At 62.9% G+C, this 25353-nt stretch carries 27 protein-coding genes; 16 read left to right on the top strand and 11 right to left on the bottom strand.

From position 1 onward, the window contains the following. Positions 1-9 precede the first annotated feature (9 nt). Both ACVWVY_RS23875 and ACVWVY_RS23870 read left to right on the top strand, forming a co-directional pair. Positions 10-1005, top strand: a complete 996-nt coding sequence (locus ACVWVY_RS23875; RefSeq protein ID WP_456632294.1) for an alpha/beta fold hydrolase — start codon at positions 10-12, stop codon at positions 1003-1005. A gap of 84 nt (positions 1006-1089) precedes the next feature. After that, the gene (locus ACVWVY_RS23870) at positions 1090-1338 is read left to right on the top strand and encodes a GCG_CRPN prefix-to-repeats domain-containing protein (protein ID WP_456628671.1); all 249 of its coding nucleotides are present in this window, start codon (positions 1090-1092) and stop codon (positions 1336-1338) included. Between the two features lie 77 nt (positions 1339-1415). Here ACVWVY_RS23870 and ACVWVY_RS23865 read toward each other — a convergent pair whose 3' ends face one another. Continuing rightward, positions 1416-1772 carry a twin-arginine translocation signal domain-containing protein gene (locus ACVWVY_RS23865; RefSeq protein WP_456628670.1) on the bottom strand — a complete coding sequence of 119 codons (357 nt, stop codon included), beginning with the start codon at positions 1770-1772 and terminating at the stop codon, positions 1416-1418. A gap of 203 nt (positions 1773-1975) precedes the next feature. Then, on the bottom strand, positions 1976-2293 hold the full coding sequence (locus tag ACVWVY_RS23860; RefSeq protein ID WP_456628669.1) for a hypothetical protein: 318 nt from the start codon (positions 2291-2293) through the stop codon (positions 1976-1978). Between the two features lie 327 nt (positions 2294-2620). On the opposite strand from ACVWVY_RS23860, the gene ACVWVY_RS23855 reads away from it, so the two are divergent. The 3 genes from ACVWVY_RS23855 to ACVWVY_RS23845 all read left to right on the top strand — a co-directional run bounded on the left by ACVWVY_RS23855 (position 2621) and on the right by ACVWVY_RS23845 (position 4982). Beyond that, entirely contained in the window at positions 2621-3046 is a 426-nt protein-coding gene (locus ACVWVY_RS23855) for a MerR family transcriptional regulator (RefSeq protein WP_456632293.1), read from the top strand. Further along, the gene (locus ACVWVY_RS23850) at positions 2985-3401 is read left to right on the top strand and encodes a carboxymuconolactone decarboxylase family protein (protein ID WP_456628668.1); all 417 of its coding nucleotides are present in this window, start codon (positions 2985-2987) and stop codon (positions 3399-3401) included. Before ACVWVY_RS23855 ends, ACVWVY_RS23850 begins: the two co-directional genes overlap by 62 nt. Positions 3402-3734: 333 nt before the next feature. Further along, positions 3735-4982, top strand: a complete 1248-nt coding sequence (locus ACVWVY_RS23845; RefSeq protein ID WP_456628667.1) for a glycerophosphodiester phosphodiesterase family protein — start codon at positions 3735-3737, stop codon at positions 4980-4982. A gap of 139 nt (positions 4983-5121) precedes the next feature. Here ACVWVY_RS23845 and ACVWVY_RS23840 read toward each other — a convergent pair whose 3' ends face one another. The 5 genes from ACVWVY_RS23840 to ACVWVY_RS23820 form a co-directional block, all read right to left on the bottom strand. Continuing rightward, positions 5122-5469, bottom strand: coding sequence for a hypothetical protein (locus ACVWVY_RS23840; RefSeq protein WP_456628666.1), 348 nt, complete (start codon positions 5467-5469; stop codon positions 5122-5124). Between the two features lie 141 nt (positions 5470-5610). Then, positions 5611-6600 carry a Bug family tripartite tricarboxylate transporter substrate binding protein gene (locus ACVWVY_RS23835; protein WP_456628665.1) on the bottom strand — a complete coding sequence of 330 codons (990 nt, stop codon included), beginning with the start codon at positions 6598-6600 and terminating at the stop codon, positions 5611-5613. Positions 6601-6790: 190 nt separating this feature from the next. Further along, the gene (locus ACVWVY_RS23830) at positions 6791-7597 is read right to left on the bottom strand and encodes a hypothetical protein (RefSeq protein ID WP_456628664.1); all 807 of its coding nucleotides are present in this window, start codon (positions 7595-7597) and stop codon (positions 6791-6793) included. A gap of 243 nt (positions 7598-7840) precedes the next feature. After that, positions 7841-9106, bottom strand: a complete 1266-nt coding sequence (gene ftsZ / locus ACVWVY_RS23825) for a cell division protein FtsZ (RefSeq protein ID WP_456628663.1) — start codon at positions 9104-9106, stop codon at positions 7841-7843. A gap of 48 nt (positions 9107-9154) precedes the next feature. After that, entirely contained in the window at positions 9155-9652 is a 498-nt protein-coding gene (locus ACVWVY_RS23820) for a hypothetical protein (RefSeq protein WP_456628662.1), read from the bottom strand. A 241-nt stretch (positions 9653-9893) separates the two neighbouring features. On the opposite strand from ACVWVY_RS23820, the gene ACVWVY_RS23815 reads away from it, so the two are divergent. From ACVWVY_RS23815 to ACVWVY_RS23780, 8 genes are all read left to right on the top strand, one after another. Then, positions 9894-10103 (top strand): hypothetical protein, encoded by a 210-nt coding sequence (locus ACVWVY_RS23815; protein ID WP_456628661.1) that lies wholly within the window; start codon positions 9894-9896, stop codon positions 10101-10103. Between the two features lie 215 nt (positions 10104-10318). Then, positions 10319-10672: a cupin domain-containing protein gene (locus tag ACVWVY_RS23810; RefSeq protein WP_456628660.1), complete on the top strand. Its 354-nt coding sequence runs from the start codon at positions 10319-10321 to the stop codon at positions 10670-10672. A 261-nt stretch (positions 10673-10933) separates the two neighbouring features. After that, positions 10934-12892 carry an alpha/beta hydrolase domain-containing protein gene (locus tag ACVWVY_RS23805; RefSeq protein ID WP_456628659.1) on the top strand — a complete coding sequence of 653 codons (1959 nt, stop codon included), beginning with the start codon at positions 10934-10936 and terminating at the stop codon, positions 12890-12892. Between the two features lie 250 nt (positions 12893-13142). Next, positions 13143-13685, top strand: coding sequence for a hypothetical protein (locus ACVWVY_RS23800; RefSeq protein WP_456628658.1), 543 nt, complete (start codon positions 13143-13145; stop codon positions 13683-13685). Between the two features lie 642 nt (positions 13686-14327). Further along, on the top strand, positions 14328-14963 hold the full coding sequence (locus ACVWVY_RS23795; RefSeq protein WP_456628657.1) for a glutathione S-transferase family protein: 636 nt from the start codon (positions 14328-14330) through the stop codon (positions 14961-14963). A 115-nt stretch (positions 14964-15078) separates the two neighbouring features. Then, the gene (locus ACVWVY_RS23790) at positions 15079-15732 is read left to right on the top strand and encodes a glutathione S-transferase family protein (RefSeq protein WP_456628656.1); all 654 of its coding nucleotides are present in this window, start codon (positions 15079-15081) and stop codon (positions 15730-15732) included. 279 nt (positions 15733-16011) lie between these two features. Next, a complete protein-coding gene (locus ACVWVY_RS23785; RefSeq protein WP_456627335.1) occupies positions 16012-17277 on the top strand; it encodes an IS256 family transposase in 1266 nt (421 codons plus the stop codon). Between the two features lie 95 nt (positions 17278-17372). Next, positions 17373-17789, top strand: coding sequence for a VOC family protein (locus ACVWVY_RS23780; RefSeq protein WP_456628655.1), 417 nt, complete (start codon positions 17373-17375; stop codon positions 17787-17789). A 684-nt stretch (positions 17790-18473) separates the two neighbouring features. On the opposite strand, the gene ACVWVY_RS23775 is transcribed toward ACVWVY_RS23780, so the two are convergent. Continuing rightward, positions 18474-20006: an acyl-CoA carboxylase subunit beta gene (locus ACVWVY_RS23775; RefSeq protein WP_456628654.1), complete on the bottom strand. Its 1533-nt coding sequence runs from the start codon at positions 20004-20006 to the stop codon at positions 18474-18476. Positions 20007-20142: 136 nt separating this feature from the next. Here ACVWVY_RS23775 and ACVWVY_RS23770 point away from each other — a divergent pair, with 136 nt between their 5' ends. After that, positions 20143-20556 (top strand): DUF4260 domain-containing protein, encoded by a 414-nt coding sequence (locus tag ACVWVY_RS23770; RefSeq protein ID WP_456628653.1) that lies wholly within the window; start codon positions 20143-20145, stop codon positions 20554-20556. A gap of 44 nt (positions 20557-20600) precedes the next feature. Here the strand turns inward: ACVWVY_RS23770 and ACVWVY_RS23765 are convergent, their stop codons facing one another. Next, positions 20601-21233 (bottom strand): DUF4919 domain-containing protein, encoded by a 633-nt coding sequence (locus ACVWVY_RS23765; protein ID WP_456628652.1) that lies wholly within the window; start codon positions 21231-21233, stop codon positions 20601-20603. A 144-nt stretch (positions 21234-21377) separates the two neighbouring features. Here ACVWVY_RS23765 and ACVWVY_RS23760 point away from each other — a divergent pair, with 144 nt between their 5' ends. Together ACVWVY_RS23760 and ACVWVY_RS23755 are read left to right on the top strand one after the other, a co-directional pair. Continuing rightward, positions 21378-22379, top strand: a complete 1002-nt coding sequence (locus ACVWVY_RS23760) for a dienelactone hydrolase family protein (protein WP_456628651.1) — start codon at positions 21378-21380, stop codon at positions 22377-22379. A gap of 89 nt (positions 22380-22468) precedes the next feature. After that, the gene (locus ACVWVY_RS23755; protein ID WP_456628650.1) at positions 22469-22972 is read left to right on the top strand and encodes a hypothetical protein; all 504 of its coding nucleotides are present in this window, start codon (positions 22469-22471) and stop codon (positions 22970-22972) included. Positions 22973-22991: 19 nt separating this feature from the next. Here ACVWVY_RS23755 and ACVWVY_RS23750 read toward each other — a convergent pair whose 3' ends face one another. Next, positions 22992-24365: a serine hydrolase gene (locus ACVWVY_RS23750; protein ID WP_456628649.1), complete on the bottom strand. Its 1374-nt coding sequence runs from the start codon at positions 24363-24365 to the stop codon at positions 22992-22994. Between the two features lie 77 nt (positions 24366-24442). After that, positions 24443-25261: a class D beta-lactamase gene (gene blaOXA / locus ACVWVY_RS23745; RefSeq protein WP_456628648.1), complete on the bottom strand. Its 819-nt coding sequence runs from the start codon at positions 25259-25261 to the stop codon at positions 24443-24445. Positions 25262-25353 lie beyond the last annotated feature (92 nt).

The following is a 25353-nucleotide window of genomic DNA, read 5'->3' as shown; positions in this document are numbered from 1 at the left end:
CGCGTGATCATGATTTCTCTTTACATTGTTCTGAGCAGCCTTTCGTACGCGCAAGGCGCCGAACCAGCCGCACGCGAGCCCTATGGTATCGGGCTCGAGGGTTTTGCCTATCCCTACTCCGTCCAGCTGCTGCCGCTGGTGAACGACGGCGAACAGGTGCGGATGGCCTATATGGACGTCGCCTCGGCGCAGCCTAACGGCCGCACCGTGGTGCTGCTACATGGCCGGAATTTCCCATCGAGCTATTGGGCGCCGGTCATCAAGACCTTGAGCGATGCCGGCTACCGCGTGGTCGTGCCGGATCAGATCGGCTTTGGAAAATCCTCCAAGCCGCAAGGCGACCTGCATTTCGACACGCTGGCGCGCAACACGATCGCGCTGCTCGATCATCTCCAGATCGCCAGGGCCGACATCGTGGCGCATTCGCTCGGCGGCATGCTCGGCGTCCGGACCGCGCGCGCCTACCCGGACCGGATCGCGCATCTGGTGCTGACCGCCCCGATCGGCCTGGAAGATTACCGGCTCTACGTGCCGCCGACGCCGACCGAGAAGATCCTTGAAAATGAAGACAAGTTGACCGCAGACGGCTATCGCAAACAGCTGGAGACGAATTACGCGCTAAAACTGCCGCCCGAACAGGTGACACCGTTCATCGACGCGCGTTTCAACATCAAAGGCAGCGCCGAATATCCGCGCTGGCTTCGCGCCTTTGTCAGCTCGGCGCAGATGATCTACCGCGAGCCTGTCGTCCACGAGATCCCGCTGATCACGCAGCCGACGCTGTTCGTGATGGGCGCCGACGATCACAACGCGCCGGGCAGAGCCAATGCGCCGGAGGCGTTGCGCGCGAAAATGGGACAGAACGCCGAGCTGGCCAAGGCGCTCGCCGCTGGGATGGCGAACGGGCGGGCCGAGGTGATACCGAATACCGGGCACCTGGTATTTCTGGAAGCGCCGGCCAAGTACAGCGAACTGCTGCTCGGGTTTCTGGCCGCAGCTCCATGACAACTCACAACATTCATATTCCATTCAGCTGTTCGTGACTAGGTTCCGAGCCGTGCCGCCTTGCGGCCGAGAACGGGAGAAAACATGAAGTACCTTTTCGCAGCAGTTTTGGCCCTGGGCACCGTTGCCAGCTTCAGCGCGGCGGAAGCCGCGGGCGGATGCGGCCCCGGCTGGCATCGTGGCCCCTATGGTGGTTGCCAGCCCAACCGCCGAGTCGTTGTGGTTAACCCTGCACCGATCGTCGTGGCGCCGGCTCCGGTCGTCGTGGTGCGCCCCGGTCGCGTGTGTCCTTACGGCACCGTGTGGCGCTACGGACGCTGCCGCGTTTATTGATATTTCCGAAGCACGACAAAAGCCCCGCTCGCGCGGGGCTTTTTTTATTCCTTGTCTGAATAGTCTCTGGCGGCGACTTACCAGTAGTAGCGACGACGACGCCAGTAGCGGCGGCGCCAGCGACGGCGGCGATGCCAGCCCCAATGCCTGCGACGCCAACGGCGGCGGCGCCAACCCCAGTGCCGGCGACGCCAGCCCCAGTGTCGGCGGCCCCAGCCGCGATGGCGGCCGCGGCCCCAGCGCACTTCTTCCGGCGAGAGGCGATCGACCTCCTCGTCCGAAGTGACGGCGGGTTGGGCATCAGGATTGACGGGCAGTTTGGCGTCGTCGGCGAGCGGCGCCGGCATCAGCGGCGCGGCCTGCGCGCTCGCTGCAAGCGCGATGCCGCCCGCGGCAAATCCAAAGGCGAGTTTCAGAAAGTGGCGGCGTTCCATCACATCTCCTCCTCCGTCTGCTGGGTGCGAAGAACAGAGTTTCGAGGTGCCGAGATGAATGCGCGGTGAACTGCGCGTTCAGCTTTGCCGCGAACGGAATCGATCAAGATTTATTTTTGCGCGCGGCGGCTCGCTGCGGAACATTTTGTCGCCGCTGCGGCATTTCTGCATCGCGCGCGCGAGTGGCGCACGCAGCCTGAATCTCAAGCCGCGACCAACTCCTCGGCAAGCACCAGCACCTCCCGCGTCCGCGTCACGTCGGGCCAGTCGCGGTTGAAATCGGCGACCAGGCGCTCTATCTCCGACCCCTCCATCGCGCGATCGAGCGCGGTCTTGTCCGTGAATTGGTACATCGCGTGGTGCAGCGACGGATCGGTGACGCTCCAGTAGCGCCACGCCCGCACCGCGCCGAACGATTTCATCGCGTCCGGCAGATGTTCGCGCGAATACCAGGTGCCGAAGGCCTCACGCTTGGTGGGGTCTGATACGGTAGCGCGAACAACGAAAACGACTGCGGACATGTTTTCCTCCGGAAATTGTTCTTGTGGTTCTTGCAGGGTGGGCAAGGCGCGAATGCGCGCCCGATGACAGGCTCCGCGTGCCCACCGATACTGCCGCAGCTTGTCGATTGCCAGACCTCATCCTGAGGAGCCAGCGAAGCAGGCGTCTCGAAGGATGAATGGCACCATCGGGGCCACATGGTTCTCCCGGCGATGCAAAGCACCGTCCGGCGACGGCGCTTTCCAGGCTGTGTAGAAACTAGTTTTGCTGAACTGAAAAACCCCTCTTGACTTAGAGTGCGCTCGAACCCGTAGCTTCTCCTGCGTCGTGATGAGAAACAGGTGAGCATGAAAATCGGTGAACTGGTCAGACGTTCGGGACTATCTGCCCATACCATCCGGTACTATGAGCGGATCGGGCTACTTCCCTATGCCGACCGGGACCGATCCAGCCACCGCGACTATGACGCCTCGATCCTCACTTGGATCGAGTTCCTCGGCCGCCTGAAGTCGACCGGAATGCCCATCCGCGAGATGCTGCGCTATGCGGCGCTCCGGGAACAGGGAAACGGCACGGAGGCAGAGCGCCGCGAACTGCTGGAAAAGCACCGCGAACGCGTTCGAGCTCAAGTGGATGAACTCAGCGCCTGTCTTCTCGTCCTCGACACCAAGATCGACGGGTATGTCGATGCGAAAAAGAGGATCAAAGACTATGACGCAACTTCTGAACAGCGACGAAAACCGGCTGGAGCGCGGCAAGCTCGCGCTAGATAAGATTGACGGCGAGGCTGGCCACAAGGTCGTCGCCGCCCTTGCCGACATCGCGCCCGACTTCGCCACTTACGTGTTCGAGTTTCCCTTTGGCGACATCTATTCCCGGCCGGGCCTCGATCTGCGCTCACGCGAGATCGCCACCATTGCGGCGCTGGCAGCCATGGGCAATGCCGCGCCTCAGCTCAAGGTTCATATCGAAGCCGGGTTGAACGTAGGCCTGTCACGTGAAGAGATCGTTGAGATCCTGATGCAGATGGCCGTTTATGCGGGCTTCCCGGCGGCACTGAATGGCCTGTTCGCGGCGAAGGAAGTCTTCGCGCAGCGGGATGTCACACCTCAGGAGACTGCGGAGTGAAGGTGTCTCGCCGAAGCTTCCTCACTTGCGCTTGCGCCGTGTCGTTTCCAGCGCTTGTGGCGCGTCGTGCTGAGTTGAATCGCTTGTCTCCGTGCTCGCCTTCAATATGATCCGGAGCATCAAGCTCCAAGCACGGCCGAGCTGAAGTGAGGTCAACTCTCAAACACAGGTCGCCCCCCCGCGAGGCGGGGGCCAACCTTTTCACACAGCCTGTCTAGCGCCTCCTCACCATGAGGGTTTAATGGTTGCTACACAGCCACGCACTCCACACGCAACTGTCACATGCTCCGTGATATCAAGGCCGCGCGCAACGCGTTATCCGAGGTGCCACCCATGCCTATCCGCCATCGCTCCGCTCTTGCCGCAGCCCTCTGGCTGTTGACGGCGGCCGTTCCCGCCCTTGCCGACGACATCATGCTGCCGCGCGAGCCGCAGATCGGGCCGCGGCCGTTTTATCTGGTCGACAAGATGAAGGACGGGCCGCTGAAGCAACAGCTCAGCCAGTGCACCGGGCCGTTTCGCAAGACCGACTTTTCCATCGGTCACCGCGGCGCAGCGCTGGAATTCCCCGAACATACGAAAGAGTCTTATATAGCGGCCGCCCGGATGGGCGCCGGCATCATCGAATGCGACGTAACCTTTACCAAAGACCGCGAACTGGTGTGCCGCCATTCGCAATGCGACCTGCACACCACGACCAATATCCTGACGGTGCCGGATCTCGCCGCAAAATGCTCGCAAGCCTTCAGCCCGGCCGATCCCGCGACCGGCAAGAAGGCTTCCGCCAAATGCTGCACCAGCGACATCACGCTTGCTGAATTCCGCACGTTGAGCGCGAAGATGGACGGCTTCAACGCCGATGCCAAGACGCCGGAGGAATACCAGAACGGCACGCCACGCTGGCGCACTGATCTCTACGCCAATTCCGGCACGCTGATGACGCATGACGAGAGCATCGCGCTGATCAAGAGCATGGGCGCCAAATTCACGCCTGAGCTGAAGGCGGCGGAAGTGGCGATGCCGTTCGACGGCGACTACAGCCAGGAGAAATACGCTTCGCAAATGCTGGACGCCTACAAGAAGGCCGGCATTTCCCCGAGCGATGTGTTTGCGCAAAGTTTTAATCTCGCCGACGTGCTCTATTGGGTGAAGACCGAGCCGGAGTTTGCAAGACAGGCGGTCTATCTCGAAGAGCGCTACGAAAAGCAGGGTCTCGATCCCAACAAGTCTGAGACCTGGAAGCCCTCGATGGCGGAATTGAAGGCGCAGGGCGTCGCGATCCTCGGACCGCCGATCTGGACCATGCTGACGCTGAACGACAAAAAGGAAATCGTCCCGTCCGAATACGCCAAGGCCGCAAAGGCCGCAGGCCTCGACCTGATCGGCTGGTCGCTGGAGCGCGACGGCCCGCTGCACAAAGGCGGCGGCTTCTATCACAGGTCGATCAGATCCGTAGTCGATCGCGACGGCGATACGCTGACGGTGCTGGACGTGCTCGCCAAACAGGTCGGCGTCCGCGCCATGTTCTCCGACTGGCCGGCGACGACGACGTTCTATGCGAGCTGTACAGGAATGAAGTGAGAGGTTTCGTAGTGCGTAGGGTGGGCAAAGGAGCGTTAGCGACGTGCCCACCATCTATCATCGAGCGCGTTTCTTTATGGTGGGCACGCTGCGCTTTGCCCACCCTACGCGCTAACCCAACCTACGCACTGCCTGTGCGTCAACTCAGTTTCATGGGGCTATCACCGACCACCCGGAGATCGATCCGGCTGATCAGATCCGAACGGAGCGCCTCGGCGGCGCTGATGGCGTCCGTCGTCTGTCGCAGCGTACTGACATTCGATCCAAGCGACACGATGCCGCCCAGCACCGCGGCGATCGAGCCGAGGGCCGCGACCTGACTGGAGCCGAACAGGCCGAGCACCATCACGAGCAGCAATGCGCCGCCGCCGGCGATGACCGCCTTGGAAACCAGAATGATCTTCCGGCATCGCTCGGCTGTTTCGGCAAGCTCCTCGAGCCGTTCCTCGATCAGTGAAATTTCGTCGGTCGGGTCGTCCTCAGCCATTATATTCAAGATCGAACACCAAGTGCGGTTTCGTCGGATGGGTTAGCGCAGGCGTAACCCGCCGAAATCTCGCCACATGGTCGGTTCGGCGGTGGGTTACGGCTTCGCCTAACCCACCCTACCCGCCGATCGCCGTTCGCGCTAGACCGGGTCCAGGCCGAGCGCCTGCGCGCTCTCGATCCAGGATGGCAATTCGCGCTGATACAAGGCATTGCTCTCCTTGAAGCCGAGCGCCGGCTCCAGCACGAACGTGGCGAGAACTTCCTTCACCTTCGGATCGCCGTTGGCGGCTACGCACAGTTCCGACAACCGATCGACGATCGGTTGCGGCACAGCCTTCGGCAGCGCCCAGCCGGTGAAGCCGCTCAGGGTGAAGAACTTCGATGTCGCGCCCTGTTCGGGCAGAGTCCTGACATCAGGGATCGCGGCGACCTTCTTCGAATGCACCGCGAACACGACGCCTTTATCGCCCTGCAGGACGGTTTGGGCTGCCGTGTAGCTGCCCATCGCGACATCGAGCGTGCCGTCCAGCAGCCCCGTCCACATCGGTGCCTCGCCCCGGTAATGAATCGGCTCGATCTTGAGACCATACTGCTTGTTGAGTTCGTTGATCGTCACGTGCGGCGCCGAGCCCGCGCTGTAGGTGCCGAAGTTCACCTGGCCCTTCTTGCGCGCGAACGCGACGAAATCGTCCAGCGTTTTGACGCCGGACGCCAGACTCGCGACCAGCAGCAGCCCGGCGCCCGGAATGATACTGACGAGCGTCAGGTCCCTGTCCATGTCGTAGCCGGGGTTCTTCATCATGACCCTGTTCATCACATAGGTGGCCGAGATGGAGCACAGGATGGTGTGGCCATCCGGCTCCGCGCGCGCGACGTCCGCTGCGCCGATCGAGCCCGAAGCGCCCGCCTTGTTTTCGATGACGACGGTCTTTCCCACCTGCCTGGTGATGAAGTCGCCGAACGCGCGCGCGAGCAGATCGGTCTGCCCGCCCGCCGGATAGGTGCAGACCATACGGATATTCCGCGATGGCCACGCGGCTTGCGCCGAGGCGCTGCGCGACAGGAAAGGCATCGCGGCGGCTGCCGTGCCGGCAGCGATGAAGCAGCGGCGATCGATTTTCACTGACATTGATTTCCTCCCTGAATTTTTCAGGGAGCGTAGCGCATCGCCCGGTCACCGCCAGATGCGAATGCCGGGACAGATTGGCGCACTTGCCGAAATTCGCGCAGGCGCGCCAACCATATTCCGAGCGCTGGAAAATATTGCGACCAGCGAGAGAGGCAACACCGCCCTCGGCGGACGGCGACGCCTGTGAAAACTACTGTTGCCGGGACTGCAACTGCACCGGCGCCCGCGGCCGCACTTGCGCTCTGGCCTGCGTCGGCGGAAGCGTCGACACGGGCTTACGCGCAGGCTTGGCAACCGGCAATGGCGGATTAGCCGATGCCGCCGCTGCGTTCCGCAGGTTCTGCTCGGAGGCGCTGGAGATCGCGCGCGCTATTTGTTCCTGGTTCGCCTTGAGCTGTTCGGCGGTCCTGGCATTTTCGCGGACCAATTCCGCCTGGCTGGCCTTGAGCTGCTCGATCTCCTGCTGCACGCTTGCGAGATCACGCGCCATCGTTTGGAGCGACTGCGTCACCTCCGGTGGGATCGGGGCGGATGCCACCTCTTGCGGCGCGGTCTGAGCCGGAGGCGATAATTGCGCAATTGCTGCGTCCGCCGCGGCCACCTGAACAGCAGGCCGGCTCTGCTGGGCGGCGAGCTCCGGTGCTGCCGACGGTAGCGACGAAGCCAGTTGCGGTGCCCACCGGGAGATCATCTGCCTGGCCGTCTCGCCATAGGACCGCGAGGCGAAAGCGGCGAAACAGACGCCCGCTGTCAACAGCAGGGCGATGAAGCCGCGCAGCGCGGGCCTGCCACGCGACGGCCGACGAAGCTTGTTCGCGGCCTTCTTCCGTGCGGCATCCTGCTCCATCCTCGAAATCTGTTCGTCGACGCGGGCGATCTGTTCATAGGCATGCGCGAGCCGTTCATCGGCGCGCGCGACCAGCTCGATGTCTTGCGTGGACAGTCCCGGACCAGCATCGCGTGGATCGGCTTGCTTGGTGTTTGCCGAGGAATCCATGGGCGCCTCCTGCCAGTTTGCCGTCAACTGAACGGGCGATCGTCGGATTGTAGACTACACCCTACCGCCGTTTTGACCAAAGCAAGGCTGGAGGATGGAAAGTATAGGGCTGATTTTAGGCAATGCGGACGGAGTCGGAGAATAGAATTTGCGTCCGCGCACGGCATGGACGGCCGTCTTCCCCAAGCCGGCGTCGCAGCGCTTCCTCGCCTGGATGACGATTGCCCTGGTTCCGGCGGCGGCTCAGTTGGCCTTGCGGCTCAGGAAGGACGGGATGTCCAAAACCTTTTCCTCGACCTGGTTCCGTACGGGAGCGGTGCGGCCGTATGGATCGAGGCGCTGCGGCGCCGTCGGCCGCGCATGTTCCGCGATCGGCTTGGCCGTTCGTCCCTCGAGGTGGCGGGGCGTCGGGAGGAGCGACGGCGGACGCGCGTATTGCTGCGGCGGTACATTATGCTCGATCCGCTCCGTGATGCGGCGCCTGTCGTTGCCCAGCCTGGAGGCAAGGTCCGTCAGCGAGCTTTCCGCCGGCGGCCGCTCGCGCGCGGAACCGAGATTATCGATGCCGGTCGCCACCACCGAGACGCGGACGACACCATCGAGGTTGGCATCGAAGGTGGCGCCGACGATGATGTTGGCGTCCGGATCGGCCTCGTCGCGGATGCGGGTCGCAGCTTCGTCGACCTCGAACAGCGTCAAGTCCCTGCCGCCGGTGATGGAGACGATCAGGCCGCTGGCGCGCTTGATCGAGGGATCCTCGATCAATGGGTTGGAAATCGCAGCAATAGCGGCGTTGAGCACGCGCTTGTCGCCGGACGCCTCGCCCCTGCCCATCATCGCCTTACCCTTTTCGCGCATGACCGAGAGAACGTCGGCAAAATCGAGATTGATCAGGCCTTCCTTGACGATGAGGTCGCTGATGCAGGCCACGCCCGAATAAAGCACCTGATCGGCCATGGCGAAGGCATCGGAGAATGTGGTCTTCTCGTTGGCGACCCGGAACAGGTTCTGGTTCGGGATAATCAAGAGGGTGTCCACTTCCTTCAGCAGTTCCGCGATGCCGGCTTCGGCATAACGCATGCGGCGCTGGCCCTCGAACTGGAATGGTTTGGTGACGACACCGATGGTGAGAATGCCGAGCTCGCGCGCGGTCCTGGCGATAATGGGGGCTGCGCCAGTGCCGGTGCCGCCGCCCATGCCGGCGGTAACGAACACCATGTGTGCGCCGGCCAATTGATCGCGGACCACTTCGATGGCCTCTTCCGCCGCCGCGCGCCCCACATCAGGCTGCGCGCCGGCGCCAAGGCCGCCGGTCACCTGCGTGCCCATCTGGATGATGCGCCTGGCCTTCGAACTGGTGAGCGCCTGTGCATCGGTATTGGCGACGATGAAGTCGACGCCTTCGAGCCCGGCCTCGATCATGTTGTTGACGGCATTGCCGCCGGCGCCGCCGACCCCACACACGACGATGCGCGCCTTCAGCTCGCGAATACCGGTGATGTCAGTCATTGTTGCCCCACGAGTGCTCCGCCAGGCGGCGAAATGAGAAAGGGATGGCTATCCACGCGCAGCCTTGCGGTCTGCGTCCACCAGGGTCGCGGCGAGTTGCCCCAGCCGCCGTTCCGTCTTTTCGATCGAGCTATCAGTGCGGGCACGGGTCCGCAGGACTGCGACCTCCCCTTCGAGCCGCGCCGCCGCCTCCCTGGCGGCCGTGGCCTCGGCGGTCGCCTGCAGCAGATCGGCCATCAGGCGATCGGCGCGCTCGCGTTCGTGCTCGAAATCGGCGCGGTGGCCGGCTACGCTTGCTTCAAGCTGCGCGATCTCCACGTGCAATGCCGCGACCATTGTCGTCCACTGGGCGACGTCGCCGGCCTGGCGACGGCCCGGCGGCTGTGGCCTATGCTTGATTTCGGCAAGATCGACGCTCACCAGGGCCTTGCCATCCTCCGACAGCGAGCGCGGCAATTGGAGCCGCCTGGCAAGCGAACGGGCAGCCACCGGCGAAATGTTCAGGCGGGCGCCGAGGGCGCCATAGGTCAGAATCTCAACTGACATCGGCTGTTCTCCTCGAACGAACCGGCGGTAATCCGCAGTGATCACAGGCAATAACCACAGGCTAGGCCGGCATGGTTAACAGATGGTTAACGGACGGGCGGCGGGCCGCCGATATCGGCCGGCCGCGGGCCACGACGACCATCCGAATTCGTTCCCGGAAAGTAACTAAGCGCGTCGAAAGCTGGCACGTGATCAACAGGTTGCGGTATGTTCTTGGGATTGCGGCTGAGGCGCGATGGCCATGGACGACGAACAGCTCGCTGACCTGCACAGATTCCTTTCCGAGTATCATCGAAGGCTCGCCAAGGAAGCCGTGCTCGACGTCATACAGCAATATCACTCCGACCTCGCGCAACGACTCGCGGATGAGGCCGCGCTGATACCGAGGCGAACCGCGATCGCGCAGCGCCTTCGCGACGGCGAGCAGCAGAAGAAGAACGATCTGGAGTGAACGGCAGCGGTCGCGGCGGCCTCAGTCTCATAGGATGGGCAAAGGCGCTTTGCCCCGTGCCCACCATTCTTGCGGCGTCGAGATGGTGGGCACGCTTCGCTTTGCCTACCTTACGAAGCTAACCTACCCTACCGGCCGACCGTTTCGTGAGGACCAGAGGAAGGCTATTATGTCCCATCACCACGCGATGGGGCGGATGATCGAGGGAGGCCGTCATGAACCAGCCGCAGCCAGTCAAGGACGCCAGTCACCTTTACGAAGTTGAACGTCGTGCATACCACGCCGAGCGCCCCGGCTTTCGCATTGCAGAGTTGCAGCTCTCTGCAACCCAGAAGGTGCCGTGGCATACCCACACCAATGTGTCAGATACATTTTACATTCTGGAAGGCCACATGCGGCTGTTCCTGCAGCAGCCGAAAGAGGAAGTGAATCTGAAGCCGGGCGAAGTCTATGTCGTCAAACCCACGCGACCGCATCTGGTGACCAACGGGGGCGCGAAGTCGCTTACCTTCCTGGTTCTGCAAGGCGTCGGCGAATACGATTTTGTTCCGCTGCTGGGGACGAAATAAGATCGGCCTCGCAGCTTCGTAGGGTGGGCAAAGCGAAGCGTGCCCACCCTTTCGAAGCGCGATCGGTGATAGATAGTGGGCACGTCGCTAGCGCTCCTTTGCCCACCCTACGCGCCGGCGGCGCTGACGTTCTAAGCGAATTGCTGAAATCCGTTGATATTCTTCCGCGCGCCCTCGCCGCGCGATGCTATAGATGTCCGCGACAAAAACGAGCGCGAAAGAGGGTTTCAACCTCTCGCGCCAGACAGGGAAGGAACGGCCATGCGCAGGATATTGGCGGGCGCGATCGCGGCAGTTTGCCTCTCACCGATTACACTCCGGGCGGAGGTCGTTCGCTTCGGTATCGTGGAACGCCAGCCGGCCTTTGCTGGTCGCAGCTTTGGCGACGTCGGTCCCTATGAGCGGATCACCGCGCGCGCCACCATCGCTCTCGATCCGTCCGACGATCGCAACGCTGTCACCACCGATCTCGCGCAGGCGCCGCGCAATCCCGACGGCAAAGTGGAAGCGACCGCCGACGTCGTGATCCTGCGTCCCGCAGATCCTGCGCGCGGCAACGGCACGCTGCTGCTGGATGTGCCCAATCGCGGCCGCAAGCTCGCGCCGCAACTGTTCGACGATTCATCGCAGCCCGGCGCGAACAACGCACAAAGCGCCGACGACGCCGGCATCGGCTTCCTGCACCGCCAAGGCTACACCATGGTCTGGGTCGGCTGGCAGGGCGACATCCCCTCCAGGCCCGGGCAGATGGCGCTGACCGCGCCGGTGCTCAAGGGCGTGACGGGTCCGGCGCGCGAGGAATTCGTTTTCGACACCACGACAAGTCCGGCACGAGCGACCCTGACCTGGCCCGCGGCCGATCCCGCCAACCTCACCATCACCGTTCGCGCCGCCTGGGCCGACGCGCGCCAGACGCCGTCAGGCCTCTCGGCCCGCCTCGCCGATCCCTCAACCGTCGAGATCACGCGGCCCGACGGTTTCGATGCCGGCGCGCTCTACGAGATCACCTACACGGCGCGCGATCCGGTGCCGCTCGGCATGGGCTTTGCCGCGGTGCGCGATGTCGCAAGCTTCCTGCGTCGCGATGCGACACCGGCCAATCCGCTGCTCAACGGCCTGCATCCCTCCGTCAGCCGCGCGATCGGCTTCGGCGTTTCGCAATCCGGCCGCTTCCTGCGCGACTTCCTTTATCTCGGCTTCAATGAAGACGTTCAGGGCCGCGTCGTGTTCGATGGGCTGATGCCGCATGTCGCGGGGACCCGGCGGATGTCGACCAATGTCCGCTTCGGCCTGCCCGGCCGCAACCCGCGCCATCCGCAGGACCCGGCCTGGCAGGCCGACCTGTTCCCGTTCACCTATGCAACGCTGAGCGACCCGATTTCCGGCAAGACCGACGGCCTGTTGCGCCGCTGCGCGCTGTCCGTGACCTGCCCCAGGGTGATGCAGACCGACAGTGAGCATGAATGGTGGGCCTCCCGCGCCTCGCTGCTGGTGACCGATCTCGCCGGCAACCACCTCGATTTGCCCGACACTGTCCGCGCCTACATGATCGCGGGCACGCCGCATTTCGCCGACCCCGCCGACGTGATGCGCAAGGGCGTGGCTGCGCTGTCGCTGTCGCAAAACCCTGTTCACGCCGGCGCGCCGATGCGCGCGCTCTTGACCGATCTCAATGCCTGGATCAGCGATGGCGTCCCGCCGCCGGCAAGCCGCGTGCCGATGCGCGCCCATGGTACACTGGTCGGGGCCGAGAGCGCGGTGCGCACCGATATCCCCGGCCTCCCCTTCAATGGCATCCATACGATCGCCGCCTTCTCCGACCAGAGCGTGCTGCCGCCCAAGGAGATCGGCCGCTATCCCGTGTTCGTGCCGAAGGCGGACGACGACGGCCTGGCGATCTCAGGCATCCGCCAGCTTGCGCTTGCCGTGCCGCGCGCGACCTACACGGCGTGGAATCCACGCGCGCAAGGTTTTGGGCCGACAGCGTTGTATCCATTGCAGGGCGCCGTGGTGCCGTTTGCGCCGACCGAAGCGGCACGAAAGGAAATACACGACCCACGGCCGTCGATTGCAGAACGTTATGCGGATAACGACGTCTATGTCGCCGCGGTGCGCCGCGAGGCGGCGCGGCAAGTGGCCGAGCGGCTGCTGTTGCCTGAGGATGCGGAGCGTGCGGTCGAGGCCGCGAAGCAAGGCAAGCTGGCGAAGCTCGGGCAGTAAGGCGTCATAGGTTGGGTACAGCGCACCGGGCTACGGCGTCGCCTGCCCCAGCGTGATTGCTCAGAGAGCACCACGCGGCGCGCAGCGGGGCTCCCTGGTCTCAACCGCAAGGCGCTTGCCCCGAGGTCGACCCTCCAGCGCCATCAGTCCGCCTCTAGCCAGCCCAAATTGATTTTGAAGCTGCCAAGCGCCGTCCCGGACTTGAAGGATACGGCGAATTTTTTGTTCGATTGGCCTCGGGGAAGCGGCAATGAAGCAAACCGTCATGTGGCTGGCATTGGCGTTGTTGTTTGCGATCGGCGCGGTCCTCTCGGTCACCGCCGACACCTTCGGGCCAGCGGCCACGGCCGAGACGACAGGGCCGGCAACCTTGGTGGAGGCGCCACAACCCGTCGTCGCGGCGAGCGCGAAACCGGCCGAGCCGGAGGTTCCCGTTGCGATGCTCGATGACGTGCCGCCGAAACCGGCTATTGGATCTGAAGCGCTTGCTCGCTGGTTCGTCGCACCCGGCGCACCGCCGGCGCCGCGGGCGGCCGAGGCGCTGCTCACGCCCTTGCCACTCGCTCCAGCAACGACCGCGACCATTACCGGCCAACCCGGGCAAAACTCCAAAGCAGGCATCAAGCCGCTTGAAGGCGACGCCCGGCAAAAGCCCAAAGACAGCAACGCGCAACTGCCCGGCAAGCGGCGAACCGCCAACGCCAGGGCATGCGGATCGCCAAGCCGATTTACGGATCTATTGCGACGATTGAATCTCGCATCGCGCTGCTCGACCAGGCGCTCGGCCGCTTAAAGCCAACAGCGTATCGCGATATTGGTGGGTTACACTAACGCTAATTGAGCGCAGCCGTAACCCGCCGCGCTCGTTATGACGCAAAGACGTCGGGGTACGCTAACGCCAACCCGCCCTACGCGCTGCCCAAGTGCGAGCGGTGCGGCGCAACTGCAAAAATCAGTCGCGTTCGAATATCCTGGCGCCAGGGTAGGCTCGCCAAGCGTACGTCACGACCAGCTCCCGGTCCTGTGTCTCCAGGAACGGCGTTCGGATCTGGCACGACCCAATGATGAGGTACCACAGACCATTGAGCTTCTGAATGAAGATGTTCATTTGAGCGTTCCTCGAAGACCTTTCAGTCCAGCAACCGCGTGTTGATCGCGACAGTCCAGCGATTCACGCCTCGGAGCAGTGATCCCGGTCACAGATGTCGAAACCCACCTCGCGCCCGCTGGAGAACGACGATTACTAGCCCGAGAGTATAAAGACCTGTCGCGGCCGCTAAATTGTACGAGCGTAAGCTGCGGGCATGAGATGGGATGAAAGAGACATACAAGGGTATGCTGATGTCTGTCTGCGATGACGAAAAAGATGTCACTGATGTCGGAACGCGAGCCGTTCGCTCGTCCTTTGCTTTGAAGCAGGACATGTAGGTGCAGAATGGCCGACCTGACGCTGACTACCTTCGATTGGGTTCCTGAGATGCCGCGGGGCCATGTGCGGGACCTGCGTGTGCGTTGGGCGCTGGAAGAGGCTCGCTTGCCCTATCGCGTCGAGAGCGTGCCGTTTGGCGATCGGAAGCCTGCGCACTTCGCGCACCAGCCGTTCGGCCAGGTGCCGTGGCTGACCGATGGCGACATCTCGATCTTCGAGAGCGGCGCGATCCTGCTCCATCTCGGCGAGCTGAGTTCGGTACTGATGCCGGCCGATTTGCGCGGTCGCAGCGAGGTGATGGAATGGGTGTTCGCAGCGCTCAATTCCGTCGAGATGGCGAGCCTGCCATGGTCCATGTTCAAGTTCACCGGCGAGCCGGCATCGAAGTTTTTGGACGAATTCCTCAAGATCCGGCTCAAGCACCTGGAGGCGGTGTTGGCAGGACGCGAATGGCTGGCGGGGTCCTTCTCCGTCGCCGACATCCTCATGTCCGATGTGCTGCGCCCCGTCGATCGCTTCGACGGGCTGTCGGGCCATCCCGCCTGCCGGGACTACATCGCGCGCGCCACGGCCCGCCCGGCCTTCGTGAAGGCACGTGCAGACCAGATGGCGCATTTCGCTGCAGCGGATAGTACGCGGTGACCCACCCTACGGGCTATGCGGACAAACCGGATAGGGAACGTGGTTGTCTTCGATTTCGGTGAGTTTGTCTTGACAGCTAGCCAGCCCCGCAGCCTTTTCACTCAGGAGCATCACGATGACCATCACTATTACCGCCTTTGAGCGGTCACCCGATGGTGGCAAGGGACTTGCGCGTGATACGCGCGTTCGATGGGCACTTGAAGAAGCGGGCCAACCCTACGAGGTTCGCCTTGTTTCGTTTCGTGCGATGAAGGAACCCGCGCATCTGGCGCTGCATCCTTTCGGCCAGATTCCGACCTACGAGGAAAGCGATCTCGCCCTGTTCGAGACAGGGTCGATCGTATTCCATATCGCCGCGCGCCATACGGGCCTGCTGCCTGATGATGCCGATGCGCGGGCGCGCGCAATCACATGGATGTTTGCCGCGCTCAACACGGTGGAGCCGCCGATCCTTGAACTCATGACCGCCAAGATTCTGGAGGGCGACAAGCCCTGGAGCAAGGAGCGCCTGCCTCTGGTCGAGGATCGCATCCGCGACCGGTTGAAGCAACTTTCCGCTCGCCTTGGCCGTGCGGACTGGCTCGACGGTGGGTTCAGCGCGGGCGACCTGATGATGGTGTCGGTACTGCTCAGGTTGAAACCATCGGGCATTCTGGACGGATATCCGAACCTCGCCGCCTATGTCGCCCGCGGCGAAGCGCGACCCGCCTACAAGCGGGCTTTCGACGCTCAATTGGCGGTCAACACCGGCAAGCCACCGACCGGCTGATGGAGGTCCGTCCCGGGCTCGAAGACGACGGGAACCTTTGCCGCGGACCGTCGGCCTAGACCTATCACATTTTCGCGCGGCTCATTTTGCGCCCGGTTTCGGCAAACCGATTTGGCCGCTGCGCGTTATTTCGGTTCGTTCAACGCCACAGGAGACTGCCATGGCTGCGAAAGTAAAACCGGTGCCGTCGCGGAGTTGGTAGGAATGAGGTTGGCGTAGTCTCCGGGGTGATCAACCTCGAATCATCCGGCGTTGAAGCGTCGGACTGGAGACTACGCCATGACGAGCATTACCACGAAGCCCGGTTCCTCGCAGCTTGAAGCAGCGACGACTTGCCGACTTTTCGACAACTGGTTTGATCCGATTGAGACCGAGATGCGGGCTCGGGCACGCGGGTTTATTGAAGAGCTGCTGCGCAGCGAGCTTGATGAGGCGCTGGCACGGCCGCGTTACGGACGAAGTCAGATGGCCGGCAACGAAGGAAGATCGGGCATTACAGGCCACCGTCACGGCAGCCGCACGCGGTCGCTGACGGGCACGTTCGGGCCGATCGAGATCGCGGTGCCGCGCGCCCGGTTGACCACGTCCGAGGGCAAGACGACGGAATGGAAGAGCCAGGCGCTGCGGGCCTATCAACGCCGCACATTGGCTGCCGACGCGCTGATCGCGAGCACGTATCTGGCCGGCACCAATACGCGGCGGGTGCGCCGCGCGCTGGCGGCCTTGTTCGGCGGGACGGTCGGCAAGGACACGGTGAGCCGGACGTGGCGCAAGGTGAAGAGCGACTGGGACGGCTGGAACACCCGATCGCTGGCCGGGGAGCCGGTCGTGCGCCTGATCCTGGACGGCACCGTCGTTCGCGTGCGGCTCGACCGCAAGGCGACCTCGATCTCGCTGCTCGTTGTCCTTGGCGTGCGCGCGGATGGCCAGAAGGTGCTGCTCGCAATCAAGAGCATGGGTGGCGAGAGCGCCGAGGCCTGGCGCACTGTGCTGGACGATCTCATCACGCGCGGGCTGCGGCGGCCCGAGTTCCTCATCGTCGATGGCGCGCCGGGGCTCGACAAGGCCGTCGCCTCTGTCTGGGACGGCGTGCCGGTCCAGCGCTGCACGGTCCACAAGCACCGGAACCTGTTCGCCCATGCCCCCGAGCGGCTGCATGACGAGATCACCGTGGATTACAACGACATGATCTACGCGACGACGCCTGAGGAGATCGAAACCCGCCGCAAGGCCTTCATTCGCAAATGGAGGCTCAAGCATCGCGCCGTTGCCGACAGCATGGAGGAAGCCGGCGACCGCCTGTTCACCTTCACCCGGCTGCCGCCGAGCCAATGGCGCAGCGTACGCACCACCAATGCGATCGAGCGGTTGCACGAGGAATTCAAGCGGCGGATCAAAACGCAAACCGTGCTGCCGTCAGCCGACACCGCTGCCATGTTGTTCTGGGCGCTGCTTGCCTCCGGTCAGATCAACATGCGCAAGGTTGACGGTTGGCAGACGCTCGCCACAAAACCCATTGATCAGCCAATTGACGTCGCCGCCTGAAACGATACCTTCATGTTACCGGAGAGTGCGCCACACCGATTTCCAACCGCATTCCGGACGGCACCGTAAAACCGATCCCGAAAGGGTTTCACACCGTGACGCCTTACATCATCGTCGAGGGCGCGAAAAAGACCATCAGCTTTATGGAACAGGCGCTGGGCGCCCAGCATGACCACGAGCCGACCTTGCGGCCGGACGGCACGGTCATGCACGCGACGCTCAAGGTCGGTGATTCCATGGTGATGATCTCCGACGCCTCCGAGCACGCCAAGGCCATGCCCGTCATGCTGTATCTCTACGTGCCCGATGTCGATGCCGCCTATCAGCTGGCAATCAAGGCCGGTGCCACCTCGATCATGGAGCCAGCGGATCAATTCTACGGCGACCGCAGCGGCGGCGTAAAGGACGCCGCCGGCAATAGCTGGTTCTTCGGCACCCACATCGAAGACGTCGCGCCAGCGGAATTGAAAAAACGCGCGGCGGAAGCCTTCAAGAAGCAGAAGGCAGCATAACGCGCTGAGTTTGCGATGGAATAAGGCTCAGCTTAGTAGGGTGGGTGAGCGAAGCTAAATAAATTCGGATCGTCCGATGATCACGGCGATCTCGTTCATGAAGATGAATGGGAGCGATTCTCCTTGCGTGCCGGGTTTGCCGGGCGCACACTTGCCACCCCAAGCTCCATCATAAGAACTTACGGAGGATGCAGACCATGCCACGGGTCAAGCAGGCTTCGAAGCAGAAGAGCACAACCAAAGCCGCCGCCATGACGGTGCTGGGTGCCACCGGACTGGGTTTTTCACTGCTGGGTAGCACATCAGCATCCACGATGCCCGCTGCTGATATCGCGCAATCTGACAATACCACGTCCAATCAGCGCTTCGTTCTTAGCGAAGAGGAAATGGCCGACGTCAGTCTCGCCACGTTCCATCTCCTCGATAAGGAAAACGTTGGCAGGGGCGTGCAGCTAGCTCGCGGATGCGGTGGCTGCCGTGGCTGCGCGGCCCGTGGCTGCCGCGGCTGCGCGGCTCGTGGCTGTCGTGGCTGCGCGGTCCGCGGCTGCGCGGTCCGTGCCTGCGCAGTCGGCTGCGCGGTCGGCTGCGCCGCCGGCAGCTGTTGCGCATCTTGGGGATATTGCCGCGTGTGCTAAGTAGCCACGAACGCCTTCGGCTAACCCACCCTATACACCACGCACCGCCTTACAGCGGCAAGTTGTCGTGCTTCTTCGCTGGCATCTCGACCTTCTTATCCCTGAGCATCGCCAGCGCCCGCGCGATCCGCTTCCTTGTCGAATGCGGCATGATGACGTCGTCGATGTAGCCGCGTTCCGCGGCGATAAAGGGGGACAGGAAGCGGTCTTCGTATTCCTTCGTTCGCGCGGCGATCTTTTCGTTGTCGCCGATGTCGCTGCGGAAGATGATTTCGACCGCGCCCTTGGCGCCCATCACGGCGATCTGGGCAGTCGGCCAGGCGTAGTTCATGTCGGCGCCAATTTCCTTGGACGCCATCACGTCGAACGCGCCGCCATAGGCCTTGCGGGTGATGACGGTGACGAGCGGCACCGTGCATTGCGAATACGCAAACAGCAATTTCGCGCCGTGCTTGATCAGTCCGCCATATTCCTGCGCTGTGCCCGGCAGGAAGCCCGGCACGTCCACGAACGTCACGATCGGAATGTTGAAGGCGTCACAAAAACGAACGAAGCGTGCGGCCTTCCGCGAAGCGTCGGAGTCGAGCACGCCCGCCAGCACCATCGGCTGGTTGGCGACGAAGCCGACCGTGCGGCCGGCGATGCGGCCAAAGCCGGTGACGATGTTGCGGGCAAAGGTTTCCGAGATTTCGAAGAAGTCGCCCTCGTCCGCGACCTTCTGGATCAGTTCCTTCATGTCGTAGGGCTTGTTCGGATTGTCGGGGATCAGCGTATCCAGCGACATGTCCACGCGTTCGATGTCGTCGAAGCTCGGCCATTCCGGCACGCCGTCGGTGTTGTTGGATGGCAGGAAATCGATCAGTCGGCGCATCTGCAACAGCGTCTCGACGTCGTTCTCGAACGCACCGTCCGCAATCGAGGAGCGCGTGGCGTGCACCGAAGCGCCGCCGAGTTCTTCGGCCGTGACCACCTCGTTGGTGACCGTCTTCACCACGTCGGGGCCGGTGACGAACATGTAAGAGGTGTTCTTCACCATGAAGATGAAGTCGGTCATCGCCGGCGAATAGACGTCGCCGCCGGCGCACGGGCCCATGATGACGGAGATCTGCGGGATCACGCCCGAGGCGATGACGTTGCGGCGGAACACGTAGGAATAGCCCGCGAGTGCCGCCACGCCCTCCTGGATGCGCGCGCCGCCAGCGTCATAGAGGCCGATAATCGGCGCCCTCGCCTTCATCGCCATATCCTGAAGTTTGGTGATTTTCAGCGCGTGGGTTTCGGACAGCGAGCCGCCGAACACGGTAAAGTCCTTGGCGAACACAAACGTCTTGCGGCCATTCACCGTGCCCCAGCCGGTGACGACGCCGTCGCCCGGCACTTTTGACTTCTCCATGCCGAATTCGGTCGAGCGGTGCTCGACGAACATGTCGAATTCCTCGAACGAGCCCTTGTCGAGCAAGAGCTCGATGCGCTCCCGCGCGGTCAATTTTCCTCGGGCATGCTGCGCCTCGATGCGCTTTTCGCCGCCGCCGAGCTTGGCGCCGGCGCGCCGTTCTTCGAGGGTGTCCAGGATGTCCTTCATGCTGCTTTCCGCCCGCTTTTAGTGCCGATTTGAAGGCCTTCTAACACGGCATTTTCGGAAGCGGAAACACCCCTTCCGGCCTCTGGTACCGCCGCCTGGCACCCCCTATATCCGCATCCTGACTATGGGGAATGGAATGACCGATACCGCAAGCGCCGGGGCGTCCGGCGCCGTTACCGGAGGCCCGCGAACGGTGCTTCGGCTGGAAGGATTAGCGCTCTTTATCGGTATGACGCTGCTTTATTATATCTGGGACGGCGACTGGTGGGTTTACGGCCTGCTGTTCTTCGTGCCCGACCTCAGTTTTGCGGCCTACCTGTCGGGGCCGCGTTTCGGCGCCCTCGTCTACAACGCCGTGCACAGCTACCTCGCGCCAGTCACGATGATGACCGGCGGATTTGCCACCGCCTCGCCGCTCATTCTTTCGATCGCCATGATCTGGCTGGCCCATATCGGCTTCGACCGCGCGCTTGGCTACGGGTTGAAATACGCCAGCGGTTTTGGCTTCACGCATATGGGGCGAATCGGGAAGCCGTCCACCAAGGCTTAGACCGGCGGTACGCTCAAAGTGAGCCGCCGTCGTCGCGTGATCGTCTACGGCTTCTTTGGCGACGTGCTCTGCAACGGACGGTCGACGTTGAAATAGAGCGTTAAGGTTTCGTCCGAATCCCGCTTCTTGACCTCCATCCGGTCGAAGGCGGATGCTCCCAGGTTCACCAGCGACTGGCTGACCAGCGTCAGCGAAAAGGTAGCCAACACGCTGTACTCTTCCTCGATGGCGATGACGACGAAGGCGGTTTCCGGGCTCTTTCCATCACCCGACCCGAGCACGGATTTGACCAACCCCATGAGCATCGCATGCTCCCGACGCGCCTCCTCCTCGTTGCCCGCCTTCCTTTGGCAAACGGCTGTTACAAAGTGGGCGTCGATCTGAACGAGGTTGACCTCGAATATCTCCTTTGCGTGCGCCATCGCTGCCGGACAATCGCCGGCGGTGAAGGCCTTCTTCATCTGGATCACCAGGAGCCGGGTGGCGCCGTAGGGTTCGTATTTTGAGCTGGCAACATGAGCCATGCGGAAAGCTGTGTAGTCGATGTCGAGCTTGCCGGCCTTCACTTCCGCAACGTAGTCGTCGTAAGACGGCTCGGCCGCACGCGCGTTTCCCGACGGCAGGGCTAGTCCAACCAGGAGCAAGACGACGCCTGCGGCCCGTGAAATGATGGCCATGCGCTCCTCCAAAGTTACCGCAATACTCCCCTGTTTCCAGGGCCCCCGCAAGGCGTGACGCAGCGGGACATTGGCGGCGCAAATTGACAGCCTGCCCGCCGCTTGATCTAGTTGCGGCCATAAAGAAAACATCGGGGGAAATGGATGCTGACGGATTGGCGCGTGGCGGCTGCGGCTGCGATCTTGTGCACGGGACTATTGGTCACCTGCATCGAAACATCAGCGCAATCGATGCCGAAGGACGTCGCGGCACGGACCGAAATCTACGCGATCCCGTCGCTGACGATTTCCGACCAGCAATTCCTCACCGGCGATGCCAACGGCAAGCAGGTCACCGTCGCCGGCGAATTCCGCATCGCGCAAGGCAGCGGAAAACTCCCGGTCGTGGTGCTGATGCACGGCTCGAGCGGCGTCGGCGCCGGCATGGATCCGTGGGTGCGCCATTTCAATGCGATGGGGATTTCGACCTTCGTGATCGACGGCTTCAGCGGCCGCGGGCTGACGGCGGTCGGCCCCAACCAGGCGCTGCTCGGCCGGCTCAACTTCATCCTCGACATCTACCGTTCGCTGGAGATCCTGGCCAAACATCCGCGCGTCGATACTGACCGCATTGTGCTGATGGGATTTTCCCGCGGCGGACAGGCCACGCTCTATGCCAGTCTCGATCGCTTCCACAAGCTATGGAACAAGTCCGGCGCGCAGTTCGCCGCCTACATTCCGTTCTATCCGGATTGCTCGACCAGCTATGCCACCGATACCGAGGTCGCGGCGCGTCCGATCCGGATCCACCACGGCACGCCCGACGACTATAACCCGGTCTCGAGTTGCAAGGCCTATCTCACCCGCCTGCAGGAAGCCAAACGCGACGTGGCGCTGACGGAATATCCGGATTCAGCACATGGCTTCGATGCCGGCCTGCTCGGCGTCAGCACGATCGCCGTATCGACCAATGCCCAGTCGGCGCGGAATTGCCGTCTCAAGGAGGGCGACGGCGGCGTTCTGATGAACGACGATACGAAGGAGCCATTCACCTACAAGGACGCCTGCATCGCGCTCAATCCGCATGTCGGTGGCAATCCGACCACCGCACAGGAAGCGCGCAAAGCGGTGAGCGAATTCCTGCAGGCGTTGCTCAAGCTCGGGTAGCGGCGGCGTGATGGAACCCACCCCACACGTCAGGCGGTGGTGAAGCCGATGAACCTGTTCGCGATTTTGGCGTTGATGGCCACACCCAAATGGAGGCCATCAAGATGTCTGGATCCAGTTTAAGTAAAACTGCGCTGCTGCTTGCATCGCTATCGCTGGCCGGCGGCGCGGCGATAGCCGCACCTGTCTCGCCTTTCGTCGCCATGGCAGGTAGCTGGTCGGGCGGCGGGATGCTCAGCACCACCGACGGTCAACAGGAGCAATTGCGTTGTCGCGCGACGTACGACGTCGCCGGAGCCGGCGAACAACTTCGACTCAATCTGACCTGCGCCAGTGCGAGCTATAAATTCGATCTCGCAAGCGAGGTCGAATACCGCGGCGGTGCGATTTCAGGTGCATGGACCGAAGCAAGCCGCAACGCATCCGGGACGCTTTCCGGACGTGCAGCCGGCGATCACGTCGAGGCCGCGGCACGAGGCGACAGTTTTTCGGCCAACCTGTCCTTGACGACGCGCGGCGGCCGCCAGACGGTGTCCATCCAGCCTCAGGGCGGCAACATCGCGTCCGTCTCGCTCGCGCTGAACCGGCGTTAGCGAAATCGGCGATCCCGTCCTAGGGCAGCCGCTTGCCCGGCATATGCCTGCCGTTCTGATGCAGCGTCAGTGACGGCGACACGCCACCGTCGGGCCGGTCGAAAGTGACCTGCGCGTTGACCACGCGATAGAAAAACTCGGTCTCGCTTTCGGCATAGACCTCGAACTCGGCCTGCGCCGTCGCCTGAATGTACAGGCGCCCGCCATCGGGGCGTACTGTCAGGATGAAGGTCGGCGATATTTCGTAGCGGCCGGCATAAGTTGCGAGCACCGCCGGATCGACCTGCATCTCGCGGCGAAGTTTTGGAAGCGGGTATGCCGCGTTCACCAGGTGCGTGCCCAGCGCGGTATTGGAGGCATAGTCGGCCGCATTGGAGAGGAGAATGCAGTTTCGCCGGGTCTTTGTCGAATAGCCGATGAACGTGGCATAGCCGCCGGTGCCGCCATCCTTCCAGACCAGTTCGTCGCCGAACCGGGAAGCGACAAACCAGCCCGAAGCCACATCGCGTTGATCGGCCCTTGGACGGCGCTCGGCAAGCGCCAACTTCTGCGCGCCGCCGACGGGCCCATCCCCGGGCTCCAGGCACATCTGGAGAAACTTCAACAGATCGTTCGCCGTCGAACGAAGCGCGCCGGCGCCGGCGAGCACCGAAAAGTCCCAGTTCGCGACGGGGGCAAGACCCACGTTGTGGCCGCGCGCCAGACGCTGCTGCATCGAGCTCGAAAGCGTGATGCGCGTGTCGTCCATGCCGAGCGGTGTGCAAATGCGCGAGACGACGAGCTCCTCATAGCTCCTGCCGCCGCGCAGCTCGAGGATATGGCCGAGCAGGCCGAAGCCCAGATTGGCATATTCGTAATGCTTGCCCGGCTTGAAGCCGAGCTTGTGGTTCGACAGATAGTCGTAGAGCCGCTCGGCCGCGTAATCGATGTAGGGATTCTTCGGATCCTTCGGCGCGAAATTGGACGGCATCCGCGGCAGGCCCGATGTGTAGGTCGCAAGATCAAGCAGGGTGATCGGCGCGCCTTCGAAATCCGGCATCTTCACGCTGGCGGGGAGAAATTTCGCGGCCGGATCGTCCGGCGCCACCTCGCCACGCAGCACCATGTCGGCAAACAACAGCGCAGTGAACACCTTGGTGATCGAGCCGATCTCGAAAACCGTGTCACCATCGAGCGGGCGATTGTTCGGCGAATCGGATTGCCCATAGACCGTGACGCTACGCCTGTCACCGTCGAGAAAAGCGGCAACGACGCCCAGCGTTTCACGCCCGACATCCACCCTCTCCTTGAGGATGGCGGCAACATCCTGCTCCGGTGAAGTCTGAGCCCAGCCGAAGGCTGGCCGAAGCGAAAGCGCCAAGCCTCCCAGCAATACCGAGCGACGATGCGGCATGCACAGCCCCGTGGTGGTCAGGGCAGGCTAATACAACTCGCTGCCGCGCACCAGCCAGCCCGGCACAGATCGGCCGATCAAATTGCAACAATGTCCGTGAGGCATTGCTGCACCACCGTCATGCGCGCGGCGATGTGGCTTTGCTCCTTGCAGTCCATGTTCATCGCGAACACGGTGGCCGAAGAGCCCTTCTCCACCCAGCCGACCATCCAGCCCAATGACGGCTTGCCCTGCTCCGCACCGAGCAGCCCGCTTTTGGTGCGGAGGGTGGCGTCGCCGACCTTCGTCACAGTGAGGATGTCGCGCGTCAATTCCTGGCTGCGCTTGGACACCGGCAGCACGCCGCGGCGCAGCCGGTCGAGGAAATCGATCTGCTGGACCGGGTCGATGCGCAAGTTGCCGGTTAGCCAGAACTGGTCGATGCCGCCGCCGATGTCGCGGTTGCCGTAATCGAACAGGTCGACATATTTCTGCATGCGTTCGGCCCCGATGCGACGGGCGATTTCCTGATAGACCGGCACGGCGGACACCGCGATAGCCGAGCGCAGCGTGTGGTCCTTGTTCCAGGCCTCGATGCTGCGCGTCACGCCGTCCCACTTGAAGACGTCCTTGTCGGGGTCCTCGACCACGCCGGTCTCGAGCGCAATGATCGAATTCGGGATCTTGAAGGTCGAGGCCGGCAGCTTGCCCTCGCCTGAACGCACCTTGTCGCTGGCGATGATCAGGTAGTCGTCCACCTTGTAGCCGACGAAGGTGCCGGTCGTTCCGAGATCGAAAAACCGCTTGGCCAGATCGTCGCGAAACTCGCTGCGCTGGTAGGAGACGCTGGCAAAGGTGCGCGCGGGCGCGAGAGTGGTAGCGGCAAGCAGGCCGAGCGCATGACGACGATTGATCACGTTGGTATCCGAGCTGATTGAGAAAGGCCGAGACGATGCTGATGGCATCGTGGAAAAACTATGACAAGCGGGCCTTTAGTTTGATCCCTGTT

The organism is Bradyrhizobium sp. URHC0002, from assembly GCF_054059515.1.
Note: the sequence above shows the minus strand (reverse complement) of the source record. Positions and strands in the feature narration are given on the sequence as shown.

What these genes read in the sequence shown, in the direction of transcription:
- ACVWVY_RS23875 (WP_456632294.1), top strand. Translation starts at nt 10, where the DNA reads ATGATTTCTCTTTACATTGTTCTGAGCAGCCTTTCGTACGCGCAAGGC.
- ACVWVY_RS23870 (WP_456628671.1), top strand. Translation starts at nt 1,090, where the DNA reads ATGAAGTACCTTTTCGCAGCAGTTTTGGCCCTGGGCACCGTTGCCAGC.
- ACVWVY_RS23865 (WP_456628670.1), bottom strand. Translation starts at nt 1,772, where the DNA reads ATGGAACGCCGCCACTTTCTGAAACTCGCCTTTGGATTTGCCGCGGGC.
- ACVWVY_RS23860 (WP_456628669.1), bottom strand. Translation starts at nt 2,293, where the DNA reads ATGTCCGCAGTCGTTTTCGTTGTTCGCGCTACCGTATCAGACCCCACC.
- ACVWVY_RS23855 (WP_456632293.1), top strand. Translation starts at nt 2,621, where the DNA reads ATGAAAATCGGTGAACTGGTCAGACGTTCGGGACTATCTGCCCATACC.
- ACVWVY_RS23850 (WP_456628668.1), top strand. Translation starts at nt 2,985, where the DNA reads ATGACGCAACTTCTGAACAGCGACGAAAACCGGCTGGAGCGCGGCAAG.
- ACVWVY_RS23845 (WP_456628667.1), top strand. Translation starts at nt 3,735, where the DNA reads ATGCCTATCCGCCATCGCTCCGCTCTTGCCGCAGCCCTCTGGCTGTTG.
- ACVWVY_RS23840 (WP_456628666.1), bottom strand. Translation starts at nt 5,469, where the DNA reads ATGGCTGAGGACGACCCGACCGACGAAATTTCACTGATCGAGGAACGG.
- ACVWVY_RS23835 (WP_456628665.1), bottom strand. Translation starts at nt 6,600, where the DNA reads ATGTCAGTGAAAATCGATCGCCGCTGCTTCATCGCTGCCGGCACGGCA.
- ACVWVY_RS23830 (WP_456628664.1), bottom strand. Translation starts at nt 7,597, where the DNA reads ATGGATTCCTCGGCAAACACCAAGCAAGCCGATCCACGCGATGCTGGT.
- ftsZ (WP_456628663.1), bottom strand. Translation starts at nt 9,106, where the DNA reads ATGACTGACATCACCGGTATTCGCGAGCTGAAGGCGCGCATCGTCGTG.
- ACVWVY_RS23820 (WP_456628662.1), bottom strand. Translation starts at nt 9,652, where the DNA reads ATGTCAGTTGAGATTCTGACCTATGGCGCCCTCGGCGCCCGCCTGAAC.
- ACVWVY_RS23815 (WP_456628661.1), top strand. Translation starts at nt 9,894, where the DNA reads ATGGACGACGAACAGCTCGCTGACCTGCACAGATTCCTTTCCGAGTAT.
- ACVWVY_RS23810 (WP_456628660.1), top strand. Translation starts at nt 10,319, where the DNA reads ATGAACCAGCCGCAGCCAGTCAAGGACGCCAGTCACCTTTACGAAGTT.
- ACVWVY_RS23805 (WP_456628659.1), top strand. Translation starts at nt 10,934, where the DNA reads ATGCGCAGGATATTGGCGGGCGCGATCGCGGCAGTTTGCCTCTCACCG.
- ACVWVY_RS23800 (WP_456628658.1), top strand. Translation starts at nt 13,143, where the DNA reads ATGAAGCAAACCGTCATGTGGCTGGCATTGGCGTTGTTGTTTGCGATC.
- ACVWVY_RS23795 (WP_456628657.1), top strand. Translation starts at nt 14,328, where the DNA reads ATGGCCGACCTGACGCTGACTACCTTCGATTGGGTTCCTGAGATGCCG.
- ACVWVY_RS23790 (WP_456628656.1), top strand. Translation starts at nt 15,079, where the DNA reads ATGACCATCACTATTACCGCCTTTGAGCGGTCACCCGATGGTGGCAAG.
- ACVWVY_RS23785 (WP_456627335.1), top strand. Translation starts at nt 16,012, where the DNA reads ATGACGAGCATTACCACGAAGCCCGGTTCCTCGCAGCTTGAAGCAGCG.
- ACVWVY_RS23775 (WP_456628654.1), bottom strand. Translation starts at nt 20,006, where the DNA reads ATGAAGGACATCCTGGACACCCTCGAAGAACGGCGCGCCGGCGCCAAG.
- ACVWVY_RS23770 (WP_456628653.1), top strand. Translation starts at nt 20,143, where the DNA reads ATGACCGATACCGCAAGCGCCGGGGCGTCCGGCGCCGTTACCGGAGGC.
- ACVWVY_RS23765 (WP_456628652.1), bottom strand. Translation starts at nt 21,233, where the DNA reads ATGGCCATCATTTCACGGGCCGCAGGCGTCGTCTTGCTCCTGGTTGGA.
- ACVWVY_RS23760 (WP_456628651.1), top strand. Translation starts at nt 21,378, where the DNA reads ATGCTGACGGATTGGCGCGTGGCGGCTGCGGCTGCGATCTTGTGCACG.
- ACVWVY_RS23755 (WP_456628650.1), top strand. Translation starts at nt 22,469, where the DNA reads ATGGAGGCCATCAAGATGTCTGGATCCAGTTTAAGTAAAACTGCGCTG.
- ACVWVY_RS23750 (WP_456628649.1), bottom strand. Translation starts at nt 24,365, where the DNA reads ATGCCGCATCGTCGCTCGGTATTGCTGGGAGGCTTGGCGCTTTCGCTT.